Annotated in this window: 1 protein-coding gene; it reads left to right on the top strand. The window is 51.8% G+C overall.

Annotated features, from left to right (window positions below):
- A partial coding sequence (gene dapF / locus ACTHUR_RS17845; protein WP_440400071.1) for a diaminopimelate epimerase occupies positions 1-529 on the top strand: 529 nt, incomplete at both ends.

The following is a 529-nucleotide window of genomic DNA, read 5'->3' as shown; positions in this document are numbered from 1 at the left end:
GTGGTAAACGGTATCGGGCAGGATTTTGATCCGCTGACTGCGCCGCTTGCCGAATGGTCCGACCGTTTTAGAGGGGTGGGCTTCGATCAGTTGCTGTTGGTGGAAAAGCCTTCTTCCGATGCGGTCGATTTCCGTTATCGTATATTTAATGCGGATGGCAGCGAGGTGGAGCAGTGTGGCAACGGTGCGCGCTGTTTTGCCCGATTTGTGGCGGATAAAGGTTTGACCGATAAAAAGGAAATTTTGGTTGAAACGGCTAAGGGCGTGATTATTCCCAAGCTGTTGGACAATGGTTTGGTTACCGTGAATATGGGCAAACCGCGCTTTACGTCGTCTGAAATCCCGTTTGTACCGGTTCCTGACGAAGCGGAAGATGCTTTGACGCATATGGTGATGGTCGGTTTGGAGACGGTACAGGTCAGTTGTGTGAATATGGGAAATCCTCATGCTGTGATTGTGGTCGAGGATGTACAGACTGCACCCGTGGCTCACTGGGGCGAAGCCATTGAGTCGCACGAACAGTTTCCGG

This window comes from Neisseria sp. P0021.S007, assembly GCF_051956855.1.
This window is presented reverse-complemented; position numbering and strand designations above follow the sequence as displayed.